This window comes from Thermophilibacter sp. ZX-H3, assembly GCF_052599055.1.
Map to the genome: position 1 here is coordinate 1 of NZ_JBQXES010000039.1, position 2,995 is coordinate 2,995.

The 2,995-nt window shown below is 70.7% G+C and carries 2 protein-coding genes and 1 rRNA gene; 2 read left to right on the forward strand and 1 reads right to left on the reverse strand.

Going from position 1 to position 2,995, the window contains the following annotated elements:
* The first annotated feature begins 332 nt into the window (after positions 1 to 332).
* Both istA and istB read left to right on the forward strand, forming a co-directional pair.
* Entirely contained in the window at positions 333 to 1,835 is a 1,503-nt protein-coding gene (gene istA / locus ACULPM_RS10915; protein ID WP_445332297.1) for an IS21 family transposase, read from the forward strand.
* Entirely contained in the window at positions 1,828 to 2,583 is a 756-nt protein-coding gene (gene istB / locus ACULPM_RS10920) for an IS21-like element helper ATPase IstB (protein WP_445332298.1), read from the forward strand. Before istA ends, istB begins: the two co-directional genes overlap by 8 nt.
* A gap of 304 nt (positions 2,584 to 2,887) precedes the next feature.
* Here the strand turns inward: istB and rrf are convergent.
* Positions 2,888 to 2,995, reverse strand: a 5S ribosomal RNA gene (rrf, locus tag ACULPM_RS10925); the annotation flags it as partial.

Here is a 2,995-nt window from a genome sequence, read left to right on the forward strand (position 1 = left end):
TTCGCTGGTCTGTCTTCGTCGATCTCTCGATCGCAGTATCCGGTTTTCAAGGTTCGCCGCGCTGGTCGGGGGCGCCTGCCCCGTCGCTGCGCGGGGATTAACTATACGCACCCCGGCGCCCCGCGGGCGCGGGAATCGGGAGGTTCACGTTTCCTCCACAATGTATAGCTCCCATTGTGTTTGATAACGTCTGACTTGCGGATTTGATCACCCGGAGCTTTCGGGAATGGTCACGAAAAACTTTCGGGTTTGGGCATGGGCACGCCGACCATCCCCAATGGGGCCTAACGTTGCCGCTGCTACGGTTGCGACGATGGGAGGCCGGGAAGGAAATGATCGGCGCGGCCAGGATCGACGATATCAGAAGGCTCGGGAGGGGCGGGGCGAGCGTCGCCTCGATCGCCCGGGACACCGGGGTCTCCGAGCCCACGGCGGGGAAGTGCCTGAGGGAGACCGACCTCTCCGAGAGGCCGCCGGCGGTCGGCAGGGCGCCCGAGTCGCCCCTGCCCGGGCCCTTCGCGGGGCTGATCGACTCGTGGCTGCTGGAGGACCGGCGCTGCTGGCTCGAGCAGCGCCACACCGCGAAGAGGGTCTGCGACCGCCTCGTCGCGGAGGAGGGCTTCGAGGGCTCGTACTCGACCGTCAGGAGGTACGTGAGGCGCAGGCGCGAGGAGTTCGCCGCCGAGCCCGGCGCCCGCGAGGCGCAGGGGTTCCTGCCGCCCGGCTGGCTCCCGGGCGAGTGCCAGGTCGACTTCGGGCAGGCGGACTTCCGCGTGCGCGGCGTCGTCACCCGCGGCCACTTCCTCGTCGTGACGTTCCCGCACTCAAACGTCGGGCTCGCGCAGGTCTTCTGGGGCGAGACCGCGGAGTGCGTCTGCCAGGGGCTCCGGAGCGTCTTCGAGTTCCTCGGGGGCGTGCCGCTGCGGGCCGTGTTCGACAACGCCACCGAGGTCGGCCGCAGGGTCGGCGCCGAGATAAGGACCTCGGGGCTCTTCCGGCGGTTCGCCGCGCACTACGGGCTCGACCACGGCCTCGCCAGCCCCCGCTCGGGGAACGAGAAGGGGTCCGTGGAGAACAAGGTCGGGACGCTCAGGCGCAACCTCTTCGTCCCGGTCCCGCAGGTCTGGGACGTGAAGGCCCACGACGAGCGGCTGCTCGGCGCGTGCCTGGGGCTCTCGGACGGCAAGCCGCACCACCGCAGGGGCGCGCCCGAGTCCGAGCTCTTCGGGGACGACCGCGCGGCGCTCTCGCCGCTGCCGGAGGCCCCGTTCGCGTGCGTGACGTGGCTCACCAGGAGGTGCGACAAGCAGGGCTCGTTCGGGGCCGGGGGCGAGCACCGCCACTCGGCGGGCCCCGCCAACGCCTCCCGCGGGGTCGCCGTCGCGATGGGCGCCTTCGACGTCACGGTCGTCGGCGCCGGCGGCGAGGTCGTCGCCGGGCACCCGCGCGAGTGGGGCGACGCGCCGACGGACTCCGCCGACCCCACGCTGCGGCCGAGGCTGCTCCGCGTGCGCCCGGGCGGCTGGCGCGACAGCGTCGTGCGCGGGTCGCCGCCCGAGGAGCTCGTGTCGTTCCCCGGCCCGGGGGCGCCCGCCGACCTCGGCGCGGACCTCAGGGCCCTGCGCGACGCGGGCGCCAGGCGGGGCTGGGCGGCGACCGCGGGGGGCGCGCTGAGGTCGCTGGAGGCCACCGGCGGCGTCGACGCCGCCACCCTGGAGCTCGCCGCCGCCAGGGCGGCCGCGGGCGACGCGTCCGTCGAGTACGACGAGCCGGCCGGCCTCGCGGGGTACGACCGTGCGTTCGAGCTGCTGGAGGGGGGCGCCGCCAGTGCCTAGGATCCCGGACGCCGAGCGCGAGGGGCTCTCCTCGCGCGCCAGGTCGCTGCTCGTATCGAAGGCGACGATAGCGCGGTTCCTCGAGGCCGCCACGCCCGGCCAGCTCGCCGCGTGCTCCGGGATGCTCGCGCGCGAGCTCGAGTCGCGCGAGCGCTCCAAGCGGGCGAGGCTGCTGCGCCAGGCGAGGTTCCCCGTGCCCAAGGCCGTGGAGGGGTTCGACCGGCCCGACGTACGCTTCCCCGAGGGCTGGGGCCGCGACGAGATGCTCTCGCCCGGCTTCGTCGGGCGCGCCGAGGACCTCGTCTTCCACGGCCCCACCGGCCGCGGCAAGACGCACGTCGCCACCGCCCTCGGAATCGAGGCGACGAGGCGCGGGGTCCCCGTGCGCCTCTCCCGGACGGCGACGCTCGTGCTGCAGCTCGGCAAGGCCAAGCGCGAGGGGACGCTCGACAGGCTGCTGGCGGACGTCGGCAGGGCCGGGCTCGTGATCCTCGACGAGTTCGGCTACGTCCCCTTCGACGTCGACGGCGCGCGGCTGCTCTACCAGGTGATATCGGACAGCTACGAGAGGAGGAGCATAGTGTTCACCACGAACGTCGAGTTCAGCCGGTGGGGAACGGTCTTCGCGGACGACAGGCTCGCCGCCGCGATCGTGGACCGCGTCGTCCACCACGGCAGGCTCGTCGAGTTCGGCGGCCCAAGCCACCGTCTCGAGGAGTCGCTCATGCTGGGCAAGTCGGGAAGCTAGCGGCGCGCCCGTGACCGAACCCGAAAGAGTTGCGTGCCCAAACCCGAAAGCTTTCCGTGATCATTTCCGAAAGACGGACTTGACCAAACACATCCCATTAAGCAAAGCCCCGTGTCTGAACAGGAAGAGATTCTGCAAGATGCGTCACGACCTGGCGAGGGAAGGGGCCTTTAATGGCCAGGAATCCTATCCGAAGCAAGAAGACGACGATCGTCGCTTTTCCCCTGAGAGGACCTTGATCATGGATAGACAACAAAAAAGGGCCCCGCTCGGGACCCTTTTTCAACGCAAAATGCCCCTTGTTGGTCAGCGACGTCCTGCTCTCCCACGGACTACTCCGCAGTACCATCGGCGCTCGGGGGCTTAACTTCCGGGTTCGGAATGGGACCGGGTGTGCCTCCCCTGCCATGGT